Here is a 14,410-nt window from a genome sequence, read left to right on the forward strand (position 1 = left end):
AGGAGGCCGCGCCGCGCGAAAGTGCATTCCGGAGAACCACAAAGGAGGACAATATGGGTATCCGAACATATACGATCGCCATCGCTACGGCGTTTGCAGCAACTGCATCGCTCTTTGCGCTCAGCGCTCAGGCAGAAGACGTCAAGCTGACGCTATGGTCGCTCGACCGCGACATTCAGCCCGCCCCCAATCTCATCAAGGAATTCAACGCCCAGAAGAACGGCATCCAGATCGAATATCGCCAGATTCAGTTCGACGATGTGGTCAGCGAGGCGATGCGAGCCTATTCGACCGGTAAAGCACCTGACATTATCGCAATCGACAACCCAAATCATGCCATGTTTGCGTCCCGCAAGGCATTTCTGGACCTTACCGACATGATTGCCGGTTCAAGCACGATCAAGCCGGAAAACTACTTCCCCGGCCCGCTCGCCTCCGCCACCTGGGACGGAAAATATTACGGCGTGCCGAAAGCGACGAATACGATCGCGCTTTACTACAACAAGGATCTGTTCAAAGCCGCGGGCCTCGATCCGGAAAAGCCGCCGCAGACCTGGGACGAGTTGCTCGAGACCGCCAAGAAGCTGACCGACCCATCCAAGAATGTTTACGGCATCACCTTCTCGGCCAAAGCCAATGAGGAAGGCACGTTCCAGTTCCTGCCCTGGGCACAGATGGGCGGCGCCACCTACAAGTCCATCAACAGTGATGGGGCTGTCCGGGCGCTGACGATCTGGAAGCAATTGCTCGACGGCAAAATGACATCTCCCGATACGTTGACGCGCAGCCAGTGGGATTCCACGGCAACCTTCAATGCGGGCAATGCGGCGATGGCGATATCCGGACCTTGGGAAATCGACCGCATGGTGACCGATGCCAAGTTTGACTGGGGAACCGCGCTCTTGCCAGTCCCGCAGGAAGGTGCCGAGCGCTCTTCCGCTATGGGCGACTACAACTGGGCGATTTTCTCCAACACCAAACATCCGGAAGAGGCGTTCAAGGCGCTTGAGTTCTTCGCCTCCAAAGACGTCACCATGTACAAGGATTTCGGCCAGATCCCTGCCCGTTCCGACCTGCCGATCCCGCCGACCGGAAATGCGCTCAAGGATGCGGCCCTCAAGACCTTCGTGGAACAGCTGAAATATGCCAAGCCACGCGGCCCTTCGCCAGAATGGCCGAAGATTTCCAAGGCAATTCAGGATGCCGTCCAGGCGGCGCTGACCGGACAGATGGAGCCTAAGGCCGCGCTCGATCAGGCTGCAGAGAAGATCAAGCTTATCGAAGGCTGAGGCAGGACTGCCTTTCTCAGGAGCCGATGGCACTCGTGCCATCCACCTTTTCCTCCCGGAAGGAGCTGTCTCGTTCGTCAAGAGCGGACAGCTCCACACCGGATCTTATGGGGTTTCCATGAAAAGGATACTTTCCAGCATCACGGACGGCCGCGGCTTCGACATTGGCCTGGCCGGAGTTCCCTTTGCCTTCCTGTTCATTCTTGCGGGCTTGCCCCTGCTCTACAATATCCTGATGAGCTTTCAGGAAGTGGACATGTTCAGTCTGGGAAGCATCATCAGGCCATTCGTCGGCTTCAAGAATTACATCGATCTGTTCAAGCAGCCCGAAACCCTGCCTATTCTCTTCAACACCGTCATTTTCGTGGTCGGCTCCATCGCTGGCCAGTTTCTCATCGGGTTTGGCCTTGCGCTGTTTTTCTGGGTCAACTTTCCGGGATCATCGTGGCTTCGTGGATTGTTTCTGGTCTCTTGGGTCATGCCGGGTCTGGTCGTCGGTGCGATCTGGAACTGGATACTCTCGGGGGACTTTGGCGTCCTGAACTTCTTTCTGCGTGAAAGCGGCCTGATCGACAGCAATATCTTCTGGCGCTCAGACCCCAATTTCTCGCTCTGGGCGGTCGTGCTCGCCAATATATGGCTTGGTACATCGTTCAACATGATCCTTCTGTCCGTCGGTCTTTCCGCCATACCCGGCGATCTCTATGAAGCAGCCGAGCTGGACGGTGCAGACGCCTGGCAGCGCTTCTGGACCATCACACTGCCCATGATGCGCTCCACCATCGGCGCGATCATTTCGCTCGGGCTTATCTTCACACTGCAACAGTTCGATCTGTTCGCGGCAATCACGGATGGCGGGCCGAACAACTCATCCAATGTCGCCCAATACTGGGCCTGGGACCTCTCCTTCCGGCAATACGACTTTGGCAAAGGTGCCACGATCTCGGTCATCATGACTGTGTTCGTGATGTTTGCGGCTATCGTCTATGTGCGCTCGACCCGTCATGAGGTGCGCGGATGACTGAAACCAACCGAAACCGCCTGATGCTCGCCATCGCCATCATCATGGCGGCGATCTACCTGTTTCCGCTCTACTGGATGTACGTCACGGCTCTCAAAACGGGCTCGGAGATGTTTGCCACCCCGCCCAGCTTCTGGCCATCGACAGCGCAGTGGAGCACCTTCGCGTATGTCTGGGAAAGCCGGAACATGGGCCGCTACCTGTGGAACTCAACGCTGATCGCCTTTGGATCGGTGGCGCTCATCGCCGTTCTCGGTACCGGCTGTGCCTATGTACTGGCGCGGTACCGTAACCGCTGGGTGGATGTGGGCCTGTTCCTCATTCTGATGCTGCAGGTTCTGCCCGCATCGCTGATGATCACGCCGATCTTCGTCGGGTTCTCCCAAGTCGGTTTGCTGGACTACCCGCGCTTTGCCGTCATTCTGGCGATAGCGGCAAAGAGCATGCCGTTCTTCGTGGTTCTCGTGCGGGCGACATTCATGGCTGTGCCGATGGAGCTTGAGGAGGCCGCATTGGTCGATGGCAACTCGCGCATCGGTGCCTTCTTCAACATCGTGCTCCCGCTTGCCCGCAACGGTATCCTTGTCAGCGCCATCCTCATCTTCATGCAGGCATTCGGCGAGTTCGTCTATTCGAAGTCGATGATCCAGAACATCGAATTGCAGCCCGCAAGTGTCGGTCTCAACTCGTTCATGGGCCCAAACACCAGCGAATGGAACAACATCATGGCGTACGCAACGATGTACGTAACCCCGATCCTTGCCATCTTCGTCCTTCTGCAGCGCCGCATCGTTTCCGGCCTCACATCGGGAGCTCTCAAATGACCAATCAAATTGAATTGTCGGGCGTCAACAAATATTACGGTGCCTATCACGCGCTGAAGAACATCGACCTCACCATTCGCAAAGGCGCTTTCGTCGCCCTGGTGGGACCGTCCGGATGTGGCAAATCAACGCTTCTGCGCGCCCTCGCAGGGCTTGAATCGATCTCCGAAGGTAACCTGGTTATTGCCGGCGACCGCATGAACAATGTACCGCCCCGCAAGCGGGATCTGGCCATGGTGTTCCAGTCCTATGCGCTCTACCCGCATATGACGGTTGAGGAAAACCTCACCTATAGCCTGCGCATTCGCGGCACCAAGAAGGCGGAAGCGAAGAAGGCGGCAGAGGACGTGGCCGCCATTACCGGCCTGTCGGACCTGCTGCATCGCTATCCCCGCGAACTCTCCGGCGGACAGCGACAGCGTGTCGCTATGAGCCGGGCCATTATCCGCAATCCCAAGGCCTTTCTGTTCGATGAGCCACTGTCCAACCTCGACGCCGCCTTGCGTGTCCATATGCGCAAGGAAATCAGGGCACTGCATGACCGGCTTGGCGCGACCTCGGTCTATGTCACGCACGACCAGATCGAAGCGATGACAATGGCTGATCACGTCGTGGTCATGCGCCAGGGCGTGATCGAGCAACAGGGCCGGCCACTTGAACTCTATGACCGTCCGGTCAACCGGTTCGTTGCCGGATTTATAGGATCGCCGGCCATGAATTTCATTCCGGCAACGACTGGACCGGATGGAAAAAGCCTCATTCTGGATCTTGGCCGGCCACAGACGATCGGTCTCGACCGAACCATTCCGGCCAATCGAAATCTTGTCGTCGGTCTGCGGCCCGAACATCTTACCATCGCCGAAGACGGCAAGGGTTTGTTGGAAGCACCAGTGGCCTTGGTCGAGTCGACAGGGTCAACGACCTTCGTCACAACGGCAACGACGCCCGAATGTGTCGTCGTCGTAAATGGACGAGTTCCAATAACCGGCGGTCAAACCGTCGGATTGAATTTCCAGCAGGAACACATTCATCTGTTCGATGCGGAAACGGACAGTCGGATTGAATGATTGATGCCTATGGCGACAAGCGTAACCGTGCGCTTGAGCCGGATGGCCGCGTCCGACGGCTTGCAGAAATCGCTCTGGCCGGTTTTGCTGAGCGCAGCTGGCACCGTTGTTTTTCCGCTGCGGCTTTCTTCTCCGCATTTTCCCTTTGCGGTCCGCCAATTCTGACCCGCCACACCCCCATGTTCATGGCTGGCGCGGTTTGGGAATTTGCTCAATAATCCTTTCTGGCCAAGCCGAGGCCTGAAAGCGAGTGTTATCTTGAACACCCAAACGGAGAGAGCCGGACCTATATCCGTTGTCATCGTCGAGGACGATGGACCAACACGTCAGCGTATCGCTGACGGCCTGTCCGACGCTTCCGCATTTTCGGTTCTTCAGGCGGGAACGCTCTCGGAGGCGCGCCAAGTGCTGGGGTCTGGTTACCCTGATGTGCTTCTGACTGACCTCCAGCTACCCGATGGCCATGGCATGGACCTGATCCGCGACGTCCGGCAGCATAGCCAGACCACCGAGATCTTGGTCATCTCCATCCTGGGCGATGAAGAAAGCGTCATTTCGGCTATTTTACTCGGTGCCAACGGCTATCTGCTGAAGGACGCTCTGCTGACCGACATCGCCGACACGGTGCGCGATCTTATGCGGGGCCACTCGCCAATCTCGGCCTCGATTGCCCGTTTCATCGTCAAACGGACCCAAGGCGTCAAGGATCCCGTCGTCGGGACGGACTTGAATACCGCCAAGCTGACAGCGCGCGAAATCGACATTCTCTGGGGCATCGCCAAGGGTTTCAGCTACGCCGACATCGCGGATTATCTGGGTATTTCACGCCAGACCGTTCCCGGCTATATAAAGAACATCTATCGCAAGCTCGAGGTGAATACCCGCGGTGAGGCCGTATTCGAAGCCTTGCAGCAGGGCTTGATAAAGCTTTAGGATGAAAGCTGCCGCTCACCAAGTTGGAAGGATGGCTCGACCCCGTGGCAGGATCGGCTGTCTGCTGCTGTACCTGGCGCTGCAACCTGTCATCATCGTCCTTTGCATCCTGGCCCGCCAGATCGGCCCGCCCCTGCCTCCCGCGGTCTATGAACTGAGCGGCGTTGAGCTCCAGGACGCGACAGGCCAATTCCGTTCTGTGAACCTCCCGGACTTTCGGCCCGTCTCCGAAGATGCAACCTCCTCCGCGATTTATCGCGTCTCACTCGAACGACCGACCACACAGAAAGATCTGGCATGGAGCATTTTCGTGCCGCGCTTTACCACGGGCGTACAATTCGAGGTTAACGGCTCAATGATCCACGATACGCACCGGAATGTTATGAGCCGCAGACCCGACCGCAATACGTCCGCCATAGCGACGATTCCGGAAAGCCTGCTGCATGAGGGGCGCAATGAGCTGATCATTCACCTCGTCACATGGGGGCCGGTCGGCGGCTATCTGGACAGCGTTTATGCCGGTCCGGACAAGGTCCTGAGACCGGTTCACGATCAGCGGTCGATCATGTTCGAGACCCTGCCACTCATTCTCGTTGCCGGACAGGCGACATTGGGAGCGATCCTCGGCCTGATCTGGATCAACCGCCGGAACGATCGCAGCTATGGGCTGCTTGCGCTCGCCATGCTGATCGGTTTTTTTCAGTATTTCGTCTCGATGCCAGCATCGCCACAGACGCTCGGCCTCGTCGGCGCTGCCGTTGTTACGCAAGCGCCGCTGGTTCTGCACTTCATCGTGCGCTTCATCGACATGCCGCCACCGCGATGGCTTCATCTCACATTCGTACCCGGCATTATCATTGCCTTTGCGGGCCTTACGGGACAGCATGATTTACTTCACGCACTCTTCCTGCCGCTAGGGCCACCAACGATTGCTCTCTGCGCCGCCGTTGCTTGCCTCCTTTTGGGCAACGCAGCTCTGCGCGGAAACCGAAAGGCGCTGATAATGGCGCCTGTATTCTCAGTCATGCTGGGGTGCGCCCTGAACGATATCCTGACGGTCAGCCGGCTCATTCCGGGTGAACGGATCTTTATCGGCTGGTTCGGTTATTCGATCGTCCTGATCGTCATCGGAGTCTGGCTGACCTGGCGTTTCGTCCAGGCTTTGAATGATGCCGACAGTTTCGCCGACCGGTTGGTGAAGCAAGTATCGGAGGCCGAGGTCAAGCTCAGGGCAAGTTTTTCCCGCGAAGAAGAACGCGCAAGGGCGGCGGCTTTGGCCTCGGAGCGGACGCGATTGATGCGGGACCTGCATGACGGGTTGGGCGGGCAACTCGTCAGCATCGTCGCTCTTGCCGAACAGCCGAGAGATACAACGAATACAATCGGAGATGCCGCTCGCGCTGCGCTGCGCGATCTTCGTCTGGTCATCAACGCAATGGAAGAGATCGATGGCGACCTCATGCTTGCCCTTGGCTCCTGGAGGGAGCGGATATCAGGCCAGTTGCGCGCCCACGACATGCAGCTGGTTTGGAGCGTGCAGTCGCCACACGGACTTCCCGTCTATCCGGGCCTGCGTCCAAGGCACGTTATCCAGGTGATCAGGCTGCTTGACGAAGCTGTCACCAATGCGATCAAACACTCGGGCGCATCGATCGTGACGATCATGATCGAGACCATACCTGGCCCCGACGGCGACGCGAGGGGCCAGATCTCCGTCAGGGACAACGGTTGCGGCTTTGCGGTCGATGCGGTGAATGGGGCGGGGACGGTGCAGGGCCGAGGCTTGCTCAACATGAAAAAGCGCGCAGCCCTCTGCGATGTGACCTTGTCCGTCACAAGCGCACCGCTCGGCACAACGGTCTCGCTGCTGCTACCCGCCGACTTCCCCGAAGCCGGCTAAGGGGGCTGATGCCAGCGGGGAGCGCGCGGATAAGGTCATAGGAACCGAGCGCGGAGACACTTTCATCGCCTGGACTATCTGATGCCGAGACGGTTCCTCGGGCCACCACGATTGACCGGCGCGACACCGAGACCGGGTGCGCGAACGCCCGGCCTGCGGACACAGCCAACTGGCAAGCCCGGAGCAGTACAATAGATCGCGGTCCTTGCCACGGGACGCGCCACGCAACCAAGCGGAACCCCCGGCGCCGTGCAGTAGACGACCACCGCGGCCGGGGGGCGCACCACGCAGCCTTTTGGGACGCCGACGGCGTTGCAATACACGACGGCCGCCGCCGGCGCGGCCGTGAAAATTGGAGCTGCCAGCACGGCAAGATAGGTAAGGGCCAATGCGGCCTTGAAACCATTTGGGCGATGTTTCATGGCGAATGTCTCCCGGATTCTGAACTGCGCCGACGGATACCGGCTTGACCCCATCATGCCCGTTTCCGGTGCCGCGAATACGCCATGAACATGGGGTGGATGCGCATCTTAAACGCACCTAATGGTTGAAACTATCGGTTGCTCGCCAGGCCGGTTTGCCCGGCGAGCCGTAGTTTCTCTGCAAGTGCGAACGGGACTGGCACGATGGACGTCTCCGCGACTGCAACAGGCCCGTCCCCGGCCCCCGATCAGTCTGTCGTCAACGTCGCGGACTGGATCGTCAGCGCAGAGCAGGTCTTCGATCGTCTCGAGACGGCGTTGGTGGACACGGCGCTCGCCCTGCCACATCTTGATCAGGAACTGTTATGGGCGGGCACGGTGTCCATGACCTCGGCGCCCAGGGTTCTTGCCCTCAGCCTTGGCGCCGGCGGTGTCGTCATGCTGATTTTTCTGCTCAGCAGTTACGGTCTGAGAGGCCGACGCGAGGCTGCCGCGCGCGAACGCGTCCCATTCCTCGCCGTCTTGAAACGGACGGCCTGGAGCCTTGTGCCGTTGCTGGCCGCCATCGCAGTGGGGCGCGCAATAGCCGTTCGACTGCTGAGCGCCGATCCGCTCGGGGACGGCTTTGCCAGGGAGTTTCTCGTTTCCGTCATCTACTGGCTGTCTGCCATTACCTTTCTAGGCATTGTCTTTTCGCCCCGCACTCCTCAATTGCGGCTTCTGCCGCTGGACGAGAGCGGCGCGGAAAAAGGACTTCGGCGAAGCGCCGTGATCCTGGCGTGCGGATACCTGATGGTGTGCCTTCTGGCAGCAGCCGCCCGCGTCGGCATGCCGCCGAACTCGGTGCGGCTGCTGGCGATACTCGGCGCGTTTGCCATGACGGCGGCGGCTTTGAGATTACTGCATCTTCTGCGCCGGCACGGCCTGACGCCGCGGCTACACATGGTCGCCGCCTGGATGATCCTGCTGGTGTCAGGCTTGTGGATATGGGGCTGGCTGATGCAGCAGTTTGACCTGTACCAGGGCATCAAGGGAACAACGATCGCCCTTATGCTGGCGCTGGCCTTCGATCGCTCGATCGCCCTCTCGATCCAGCTGTCGCGCAAGCCCGAGGTGATGCGTCGACTGTTCGTGGTGCGGGTGGTGATCGATGCCTTGGCGGCAGCTGTCATCCTCAGGCTGATCGTCGAGTACTGGCTGGTCGGCACGCTTGCGGTCATCCCGCAACAGGATTGGCCGCATTACTCGCGGCAGATCAATTTTTCGCTTTTGGTGTTGGTGCTCGCTGCCGTACTCGCCGCGGTTACCCACGCATGGGTAGAGTCGCGCATGATGCCGAAGGAGGCTCTCACCTCGCTGGAAGACGCGGAGTTGCACCTTGCGCGTATGACAACGGTTCTGCCGATCCTTCGTGTGGTCTTGCTGGGGCTCATCGGATCGATTTTCTCGCTCGTGACCCTGTCGGTTCTGGGGGTCGACACCACTCCCATCATAGCCGGCGCCGGCATTCTCGGTCTGGCGGTCAGTCTCGGGTCCCAGGCGTTGGTGAAGGACGTAATATCGGGCATTTTCTGGATGCTGGACGATGCGTTCCGGCTCGGCGAAGAGATTGAGATCGACTCCACTCCCGGCAGGGTGGAGCAGATACTGATCCGCAGTCTCAGACTGCGCGGCTTGGATGACAGGCTGCATACAATTCCCTACGGCCAGATCGAGACCGTTGTCAGCCGCAGTCGCGGACTCGTCCTCGCTCGGGTTAGCCTGAGACTGGAGAACGACACGGACGCCGTCGGGCACGCGCGGTTACTGCGGTTGGCGGCGTCGACCCTTCGAAGCGAAACCAGGCTTCAGGCCGATATCGTCGGCAAGATCGCGATCAGCCCGCCTGAAGCCCATCTGCAGACCAGGGAGCTGGTGTTGAGCTTCAATTTGGCGCGTGCCGCAGCGGTGACCGCCCTTCCCCTGATCCGCTCTCTGCTGCTTGAAGTGCTCGAAGCCTCCGGCTTCGATCGCGCGCCAGATGGCGTCCACGTCTCTCTTGCTGAGAGGCGCGCCACGGCAGCCCCGGTGGCTGGCACACTGGACGAGGTGCAGACCCCATGAACATGGGATGGCTTCACTGCAGCCTTTGGTTGATCGTGCCGTCCAGCATCGTAGGGACATTGACCAGTCCCTTGGAGCAGGTCCTGCGGCCTCGTCGCGAAGAATTGGTCCGGATTAGCTGATGCTGGCAGTTCCGCAACTGAAGAATGGACTGCTGACCGCGTCCGCCCGGCAGGAGGCTCCCGACACAGGGATCAACCTGGCGGATATCGCAACACTCAAAGGAGATCGAAATGGCAAACGTTAAGCTGATCACCCCTGTTCTGATCGTCTTCGGGGGGCTCGCCGTCGCTTCGAGCGGCTATGCGCAACAGGAGGCCTTCATGACCGCAGACAAGAACGCCGACACGATGCTGGACCAACCCGAATTCAAGGTTTTCATCGACACGATGGCCGCGTCCGGAAAGCCGATAGCCCTCAAGGTCAAGCAGGCCGGTCGCTACAACCTGGCGTTTGGCCGGATCGACAAGGACAAGAACGGACTCCTGACGCCGAACGAGTTGCAGTCGCTGAAATAGCTGCCGCTCCCTGAGCAGGCCTGCCACGACATGCGCAAGGGAAGGATCTTTCCATGAAACATGCACTGTTGCCCCTGGTGGCCGCAGCTCTGCTGATTGGCTGGGTCGGGCAGACCCGCGCCCAGGCCGAGAAGCGGAAAGTCATGGTCGAGGCACCTACCCTCGTCGAGGTGACGCTGTACCTGGAGACGACAGGAACGTTCCGCGCGGTCAACCAGGTTGACCTCGTCGCCCGAGTCTCCGGTACGCTCGAGAAAGTGAACTTCAATGACGGCGACACCGTGCGAAAAGGTGACGTCGTCTTTCTCATAGAGCCCGAACCCTATCGCATCAGCCTCGCAGCTGCCGAGGCAGAACTGCGTCAGCAACAGGCCAACCTGCAACAGGCCGTCTCAAACGCGGCCCGGCAGGAAGGACTTTCTGCCAAGCAGGTCGTATCACAAAGCGCAAATGAATCGGCCGTGGCACAGCGACTGGCAGCCGAGGCACAGGTCGAAGCAGCCAAGACCAAGGTGCGAAGTGCTGACATTAACCTCAGCTACACGGAAGTGAAGGCGCCCTTCGCCGGTATCCTATCCGCACGCGCGGCCGATCTCGGCGCCTTTATCAATCCCGCATCGGCTCCGAAGCTCGCATCGCTGGTCGTACCGGACCCGCTCCACGTAATCTTTTCGGCCGATGAGCGGCAGGTAATCGCCATTCGCCGCGCGATGGCTGAGCGCCATATAGACCTGAGGAGCCTCGGGGCGATCCGAGTTGAAGCCGGTCTTCAGGGTGACGCGACCTACCCTTACAGTGGATATCTCGACTACATCGCCCCCGAGCTGGACAGCGCGACTGGAACCATGACCCTTCGCGGCGTCATTGCCAACACGCAACGCCTGCTATCGCCGGGCATGTTTGCCCGCGTCCGAGTCCCGATCGTCACGCGCAAGGCATTGACCGTGCCGGAAGCCGCGATCGGCAATTCCCAGTTGGGCCGAACGCTTCAAATCGTCGATGCCGAAGGCAGGGTCGCAACCGTCAAGGTCGCGCTCGGAGAAAAAACCGCCGGTGGCCGACGGGAAGTTGTCCACGGCGTAAGGGAGGGCGACCGCGTGATCGTCAAGGGCGGGGCTGGGTTGCGTGCCAGAGAAGTCGTCGAAGTCGTGACGGCACTCGATTGATCTGCTTACAGAAACAGGGAATGCCCCAGGATGGCCAGGTTCTTTATCGATAGACCGGTGCTTGCGAACGTGATCGCGCTCCTGACCGTCATACTCGGTCTGGTGGCGCTGGTCGGCCTGCCTGTCGCACAATATCCGAATGTCGTACCGCCCTCGGTGCAGGTGACGGCACGCTATCCCGGCGCCAACGCCGAGACGATCGTCCAGGATGTGGCATTGCCGATCGAGCAAAAGGTCAATGGAGTTGAGGGCATGCTCTACATGCAATCGACCTCCACCAGTGACGGCACCTACGCACTCACCGTGACCTTTGCGATCGGCACCGATCCCGACGCGGCGCAGATCCTGGTGCAGAACCGTGTGGCGAGTGCGACGCCTTCCCTTCCGGATGCCGTACAGGCACAAGGCGTGCAGACGGCCAAGCGCTCGACGGCTATTCTGGCGATTGTAGCACTCACCTCCGACAACCCGGATCATGACAGCCTGTTCATGACCAATTATGCAACCATCAACCTGATCGATCAGATCGCTCGCATCCCCGGCGTCGGTAGTGTTTCGGTTTTCGGCGCCGGCAACTATGCGGTGCGCATCTGGATGGATCCGGACCTGATGGCGGCACGCGGTCTCATGCCGTCAGATGTGAACAACGCGATCCGTCAGCAAAGCCGCACATCGTCCGCCGGCCAGCTTGGCCTTCCACCAGTGCCGGAGGGACGCGATTTCCAGTACACGCTGAAGCTCGACTCCAAGCTCGCCAATGTAGCGGCCTTCGAAGACATCGTCCTGCGCGCAAATGACAATGGTGATCTTGTGCGCCTGCGCGACGTGGCACGGGTAGAGCTGGGTGCTCAGCAATACAGCCAGGATTTCAGTCTCGATGGAAAGCCGGCGGCAGGCCTCGCACTCTTTCTGTTGCCCGAGGCCAATGCGCTCGACGTCGTAGCGGCGGTCAAGGCAAAACTGGAGGTCATGTCGACCGACTTCCCCGAAGGGCTTCGCCACTCCGTGCCGTTCGACACGACGCTGTTCGTCAAGGCCGCCATCGATGATGTCTACCACACCCTGGTGGAAGCCGCGTTCCTCGTGCTGGTTGTCATCCTCATCTTCCTGCAGGATTGGCGCGCGATGCTGGTGCCTGCCACCACGGTGCCTGTCACCATCATCGGCGCCTTCGGCGCATTGGCCTTGTTCGGTTTCTCCATCAATCTTTCCACCCTGTTCGCCATCATCCTTGCCATCGGCATCGTGGTTGACGATGCAATCATCGTGGTCGAGGCCGCTGCTCGCCATCTCGATGATGGAAAAACGCCAAGGGAGGCGGCGGCGCTTGCCATGGACGAGTTGATGGGCCCGATCATCGGCATCACACTTGTGCTGCTTGCCGTGTTCCTCCCGGCCTCCTTTCTGCCTGGCCTCAGTGGCGAAATGTATCGCCAGTTCTCGCTGGTCATTGCCGCCACGGCCCTGATCAGCGCGGTCAACGCCGTGACCCTGAAGCCGACCCAATGCGCCCTATGGCTGAAACCACATGCCCTGAAGCCGCGCAAGAACATCGTCTACCGCGGTTTCAACGCAAGTTACGACGCCGTCGAACGGGTCTATGCAGTGCTGGTGAGGATCATGGCCCGTTTCAGTGTGACAGTCTCGCTGGTGGCACTGCTGTTGGTCGCGCTCTCGCTCTCCCTGCTGACACAGGTGCCGACGGCCTTCCTGCCGATCGAGGATCAGGGGTATTTTCTGGTATCTGTCCAGTTGCCCGAGGGCGCGTCGCTCGAGCGCACCCGCCGCGCAATCGAAAACCTACGCGGGCGGGTCGAGAAGCTGGATGCCGTTGAAACGGCGGTCGCAATCAGCGGCATTTCCGCCCTCAACAACAATGCCAGCATTTCCAACGCGGGTGTCCTCTACTTGATCCTCAAGGACTGGAGCCTTCGACAACAGGGAGATGACCTGTTGTCGCTCTACACATCCCCGCGGAGCCTGACTGCCGATCTCCCGGACGGACAGGCGCTCGTGCTTCCGCCGCCTCCGATCCAGGGTATCGGCAACGCGGCGGGCTTCACCATGCAGGTAGAGGCCCGTGACGGCGCCTTCGACTATGCGGCTTTGGAAGAAGTGGCGGCCAGCATCGCCCGTGCAGCAGGGTCTGATCCGACATTCCGCGAAGCCTTCAGTCCGTTCCGTGCCGACGCCCCCCAATTCGCCGTCTCGATTGACCGAAGCAAGGCTCAGCGCGCCGAGATCGATGTCGGCGGGGCCTACGACGCTGTCAGCCAGTACATCGGATCGTCCTATTCCGGCCAGATCAACCTCTTCGGCCGCATTTTCCAGGTTTACCTGCAGGCAGACGCCTCGAGGCGCGCCGAAGTCGCCGACCTGGAGCGGATCAGGCTGCGCGGCGCCTCCGGCCAGATGGTGCCCCTGGGTTCGATCGGAGATGTGAAGCTGGCCACCGGGCCTGCGCTGATCAGCCTCTACAATCTCTATCCATCCGCTCAAATCATCGGCTCGCAGGCGCAAGGCTATTCGACCGGCCAGGCGCTCGATGCACTCGACGGGATCGCAAAGTCGCTGCTGCCTCACAGTTTCGAACGGGAATGGACGGCTGTGTCCTACCAGGAACGAGAACTCGGCGGACAGATTTATCTGGTCTACGGCCTGAGCCTGCTTCTGGTCTATTTCGTTCTGGCTGGCCAATATGAAAGCTGGTACGCACCGTTCAGCGTCATCGCGACCGTCCCACTTGCGCTGATCGGAACGGCTACGACGCTGCTGTCGCTCAATGCCGCCGTCAACCTCTACACGCAGATCGGTCTGGTGCTGCTCGTCGCACTGTCGGCCAAAAACGCGATCCTGATCGTTGAAACCGCGCGGCATCTGCGGCTGCATGACGGCGCAGAGACCGTGGATGCGGCCATAAGGGCTGCGATCACGCGGCTTCGACCGATCCTGATGACGTCGATCGCCTTCATCCTCGGCGTCGTGCCGCTCGTGCTGCAGACCGGGGCGGGAGCGAGCGCGCAAAAGTCGATCGGGCTCGCGGTTCTGACCGGCATGATGGGCTCAACCTGCCTGACCGTCGTTTTCGTACCGTCGCTCTTCGTCGTCATGCAGAGAATGGAAGAGCGCTTCAAACGTCGCGTTCCAGTTTCAAGCTAACTGTGGCC

At 59.9% G+C, this 14,410-nt stretch carries 12 protein-coding genes; 11 read left to right on the forward strand and 1 reads right to left on the reverse strand.

Going from position 1 to position 14,410, the window contains the following annotated elements; genetic code table 11:
• Positions 1-53: 53 nt before the first annotated feature.
• The 7 genes from ACQY1L_RS19890 (at position 54) to ACQY1L_RS19920 (ending at position 7,034) form a co-directional block, all read left to right on the forward strand.
• Positions 54-1,289 carry an ABC transporter substrate-binding protein gene (locus tag ACQY1L_RS19890; RefSeq protein ID WP_113111394.1) on the forward strand — a complete coding sequence of 412 codons (1,236 nt, stop codon included), beginning with the start codon at positions 54-56 and terminating at the stop codon, positions 1,287-1,289.
• A 118-nt stretch (positions 1,290-1,407) separates the two neighbouring features.
• The gene (locus tag ACQY1L_RS19895) at positions 1,408-2,310 is read left to right on the forward strand and encodes a carbohydrate ABC transporter permease (RefSeq protein ID WP_430245787.1); all 903 of its coding nucleotides are present in this window, start codon (positions 1,408-1,410) and stop codon (positions 2,308-2,310) included.
• Entirely contained in the window at positions 2,307-3,134 is an 828-nt protein-coding gene (locus tag ACQY1L_RS19900; protein ID WP_062577842.1) for a carbohydrate ABC transporter permease, read from the forward strand. The genes ACQY1L_RS19895 and ACQY1L_RS19900 overlap by 4 nt, the downstream gene beginning before the upstream one ends.
• Positions 3,131-4,201, forward strand: a complete 1,071-nt coding sequence (locus ACQY1L_RS19905; RefSeq protein ID WP_430245790.1) for an ABC transporter ATP-binding protein — start codon at positions 3,131-3,133, stop codon at positions 4,199-4,201. Before ACQY1L_RS19900 ends, ACQY1L_RS19905 begins: the two co-directional genes overlap by 4 nt.
• Positions 4,198-4,419 carry a hypothetical protein gene (locus ACQY1L_RS19910; protein ID WP_430245792.1) on the forward strand — a complete coding sequence of 74 codons (222 nt, stop codon included), beginning with the start codon at positions 4,198-4,200 and terminating at the stop codon, positions 4,417-4,419. The genes ACQY1L_RS19905 and ACQY1L_RS19910 overlap by 4 nt, the downstream gene beginning before the upstream one ends.
• Before the next feature lie 40 nt (positions 4,420-4,459).
• Entirely contained in the window at positions 4,460-5,134 is a 675-nt protein-coding gene (locus tag ACQY1L_RS19915; protein ID WP_062459961.1) for a response regulator, read from the forward strand.
• 382 nt (positions 5,135-5,516) lie between these two features.
• On the forward strand, positions 5,517-7,034 hold the full coding sequence (locus ACQY1L_RS19920; RefSeq protein ID WP_430245795.1) for a sensor histidine kinase: 1,518 nt from the start codon (positions 5,517-5,519) through the stop codon (positions 7,032-7,034).
• Positions 7,035-7,108: 74 nt separating this feature from the next.
• Here the strand turns inward: ACQY1L_RS19920 and ACQY1L_RS19925 are convergent, their stop codons facing one another.
• A complete protein-coding gene (locus ACQY1L_RS19925; RefSeq protein WP_082476433.1) occupies positions 7,109-7,456 on the reverse strand; it encodes a hypothetical protein in 348 nt (115 codons plus the stop codon).
• Positions 7,457-7,660: 204 nt separating this feature from the next.
• Here ACQY1L_RS19925 and ACQY1L_RS19930 point away from each other — a divergent pair, with 204 nt between their 5' ends.
• The 4 genes from ACQY1L_RS19930 to ACQY1L_RS19945 all read left to right on the forward strand — a co-directional run bounded on the left by ACQY1L_RS19930 (position 7,661) and on the right by ACQY1L_RS19945 (position 14,402).
• Positions 7,661-9,559, forward strand: a complete 1,899-nt coding sequence (locus ACQY1L_RS19930; RefSeq protein WP_430245798.1) for a mechanosensitive ion channel family protein — start codon at positions 7,661-7,663, stop codon at positions 9,557-9,559.
• A 233-nt stretch (positions 9,560-9,792) separates the two neighbouring features.
• Positions 9,793-10,077 (forward strand): EF-hand domain-containing protein, encoded by a 285-nt coding sequence (locus ACQY1L_RS19935; RefSeq protein WP_113111390.1) that lies wholly within the window; start codon positions 9,793-9,795, stop codon positions 10,075-10,077.
• Between the two features lie 53 nt (positions 10,078-10,130).
• Complete coding sequence (locus tag ACQY1L_RS19940) at positions 10,131-11,243, forward strand: efflux RND transporter periplasmic adaptor subunit (protein WP_430245801.1); 1,113 nt, start codon at positions 10,131-10,133, stop codon at positions 11,241-11,243.
• A gap of 30 nt (positions 11,244-11,273) precedes the next feature.
• Positions 11,274-14,402 carry an efflux RND transporter permease subunit gene (locus ACQY1L_RS19945; protein ID WP_430262119.1) on the forward strand — a complete coding sequence of 1,043 codons (3,129 nt, stop codon included), beginning with the start codon at positions 11,274-11,276 and terminating at the stop codon, positions 14,400-14,402.
• Positions 14,403-14,410 lie beyond the last annotated feature (8 nt).

The organism is Neorhizobium sp. DAR64862/K0K3, from assembly GCF_050500185.1.
GTDB classification, from domain to species: Bacteria; Pseudomonadota; Alphaproteobacteria; order Rhizobiales; family Rhizobiaceae; genus Neorhizobium; species Neorhizobium soli.

Excerpts from the sequence above, each read along its gene's own strand:
- ACQY1L_RS19890 (WP_113111394.1), top strand. The coding sequence starts at position 54 with ATGGGTATCCGAACATATACGATCGCCATCGCTACGGCGTTTGCAGCA.
- ACQY1L_RS19895 (WP_430245787.1), top strand. The coding sequence starts at position 1,408 with ATGAAAAGGATACTTTCCAGCATCACGGACGGCCGCGGCTTCGACATT.
- ACQY1L_RS19900 (WP_062577842.1), top strand. The coding sequence starts at position 2,307 with ATGACTGAAACCAACCGAAACCGCCTGATGCTCGCCATCGCCATCATC.
- ACQY1L_RS19905 (WP_430245790.1), top strand. The coding sequence starts at position 3,131 with ATGACCAATCAAATTGAATTGTCGGGCGTCAACAAATATTACGGTGCC.
- ACQY1L_RS19910 (WP_430245792.1), top strand. The coding sequence starts at position 4,198 with ATGATTGATGCCTATGGCGACAAGCGTAACCGTGCGCTTGAGCCGGAT.
- ACQY1L_RS19920 (WP_430245795.1), top strand. The coding sequence starts at position 5,517 with ATGAGCCGCAGACCCGACCGCAATACGTCCGCCATAGCGACGATTCCG.
- ACQY1L_RS19925 (WP_082476433.1), bottom strand. The coding sequence starts at position 7,456 with ATGAAACATCGCCCAAATGGTTTCAAGGCCGCATTGGCCCTTACCTAT.
- ACQY1L_RS19930 (WP_430245798.1), top strand. The coding sequence starts at position 7,661 with ATGGACGTCTCCGCGACTGCAACAGGCCCGTCCCCGGCCCCCGATCAG.
- ACQY1L_RS19935 (WP_113111390.1), top strand. The coding sequence starts at position 9,793 with ATGGCAAACGTTAAGCTGATCACCCCTGTTCTGATCGTCTTCGGGGGG.
- ACQY1L_RS19940 (WP_430245801.1), top strand. The coding sequence starts at position 10,131 with ATGAAACATGCACTGTTGCCCCTGGTGGCCGCAGCTCTGCTGATTGGC.
- ACQY1L_RS19945 (WP_430262119.1), top strand. The coding sequence starts at position 11,274 with ATGGCCAGGTTCTTTATCGATAGACCGGTGCTTGCGAACGTGATCGCG.